Raw genomic sequence first — 2,144 nt, 5'->3', positions numbered from 1 at the left:
GTGCAAGGAAATTCGTACACCCTGTTTTCGTATGCAATGGTGATCATAGCCTTCTGCTCCTTCCAGTCATAACTCACAGCCACAATGCTGGTATCAATATTTTGTTCTTTCCATTGCTCAAAGTCAGTTGGAGAAAGCACCAACAGCATCTGGCTTTCCACTTCCGGCGTAAAATAGTGACTGAAGGCGGTGATGGCTTTAAAGGCTCCATCTGTGCGGTGCACGTCTTGCCACTGTCCCTTAAACACTTCCGGTATATTAACCAACGCATCAAACTCCGCTGCTCTGATAATTCCTGTCTTTACCATGCTGTAAAACAATTAGCATTTGCATAATCCAATTTTTCCTGTAAAGTTCCTGCGGGCAATCCTGTTATATCTCCATGCAAATGGGCTATACTCCCGAAATTTCGTACACCCACACGCATATCTGAACCATCCTGCGGTACTGAGAAATCAAGTATCTCTGCTGTATTAAACTTTAAATGTACTGCAAGGGATAAGCCAATTAAAGGCTCATTCCCCATACCATTGTTATAAAGATGCTGCAATTCCTTATCAGAAATATTCCTTTCAAAAACATAGAAATCGCTAACACTTATAATATTGCTGCCAGTGTTGGAACCTATATAAATCGTATTCAGGATATTTACATCCCCAATATGTACACTAGAGTATGCGCTTGTGAGTGTGCCCTGTGCAATACCATAAGAACGGCTACCTGTCAGCATATAGCCATGCATTGCCAATTGTTGCCCGGTTGCAATAGGGATTGTAGTTAAACTACTAGGGCCATGTACAATCTGTATTCCGCCCCAGGTTGTACCGCAACGGGAATAGGCATACGTTGTGTTGGTACTACTATTGCGTAACTCCAAGAAATTCTGCACTGCGTTAGGTACACAGCGCGTCATGCATACAATCGTTAAAGGCGTTGTTAGTATCCAACTAGGGTATAAATTAACCCTAAAGGGTTGTTTTACAGCTCTCCCAAAATCATAATTGCCCTTTAAAACCTGCCCATCAGGGTTTTTTATTATATGCCCATCTGATGCTCTTAATACGTCTGCCATCTTATCTTATTTTCTCCCATTTAACCACTGTCGTTGTACTGGTAACGCACATAAAAAGCTTTCTACTTGCTGCATCGTAGTACATTTGACCTTGTTTGCCTTTTTCAGTTGTATAGCTTGTGTCTGCCTTTGCATCGTAAGCTGAACCAGTAAAATCATAGGCTAATAAGGCATTGCAAAGGTTTGTATAGTTGCCTGTGTTCTGTATAAAAAAATCAACGGTTAGCGGTTCTCCAATCCTACGCCATTTGTTATCATTGCTGTAGCAGGTATATACATAGCCTGTATCGGATGTGTATTCATCTCCTTTACAGGATTTTATACTAATTTGCTTGATGTTATTTACCCACCCTGTTTCAGTCAGTAACTCGTTTATTATCGTTTGGTCAAAAGCGTTTGTGCTATCTAACATATCTACTGTGGCGTTTCTTTCCCATGAAGCGGAATTTACAGTACTGCTTTTGCACAAATACCAACGCCTTAAATATGTCATTTCCTGCCCTGCCTTGCCTAACTGCCCATTGCTATTATCCCCTGTAATAGTAAGGAATTGCCCGTTCCAGTTTTGGTTATCAGCCAACAATGTTTGCAAGTCATTAGAGGCAAATTTATTAATAGTACCAACGCCTGCCCCCCATTTAATAGAACCGTCTGCCTGCTTAACTGCTGTAAAAACGTTTGTTTCGCCAACGGCTAATGCGTCCTTTTGTGCCTGGCTTAAAGAAGGTGTTTGCTCAAATGTTGGTCTTTTCTGGAATTCTTTTGTCGCAAAATCTTGTGTCAAGCCACCATCCACAGCAGCACCAAAGCCATTGTAAAAAGTACCACCTCCACCTGAAGGAGCATCTACAAACTCAATTCCTGATAAATCAGCTTTCACCCTGAAGAACTTACCACCCATGCCTGCATAAGAAGCAGGGGTATCAGACAGACCTAAAAAGGAAGAAGCGCCACCTGTAGGGTTCGCCTCCAATGCCGCTAACCTAGTCTCATGATTCTGCACAGTGGCAGCTAATGCATCGTGCAAATCCTTCAGCGCCTTACCTTGCCTGGCATCTAGTACCTTACCTGC

Annotated in this window: 3 protein-coding genes; all 3 read right to left on the bottom strand. The window is 42.3% G+C overall.

Features of this window, described 5'->3' with window-relative positions:
- Positions 1-308, bottom strand: a 308-nt coding sequence (locus AC4BAN_RS17125; protein ID WP_490565637.1) for a hypothetical protein, incomplete at its 3' end; no start/stop codon positions are given.
- A complete protein-coding gene (locus tag AC4BAN_RS17120) occupies positions 302-1,072 on the bottom strand; it encodes a hypothetical protein (protein ID WP_490565636.1) in 771 nt (256 codons plus the stop codon). The genes AC4BAN_RS17125 and AC4BAN_RS17120, both read right to left, overlap by 7 nt.
- A gap of 1 nt (position 1,073) precedes the next feature.
- Positions 1,074-2,144, bottom strand: a 1,071-nt coding sequence (locus AC4BAN_RS17115; RefSeq protein ID WP_490565635.1) for a hypothetical protein, incomplete at its 5' end; no start/stop codon positions are given.

This window comes from Pontibacter sp. GD13 (assembly GCF_058216355.1).
Note: the sequence above shows the minus strand (reverse complement) of the source record. Positions and strands in the feature narration are given on the sequence as shown.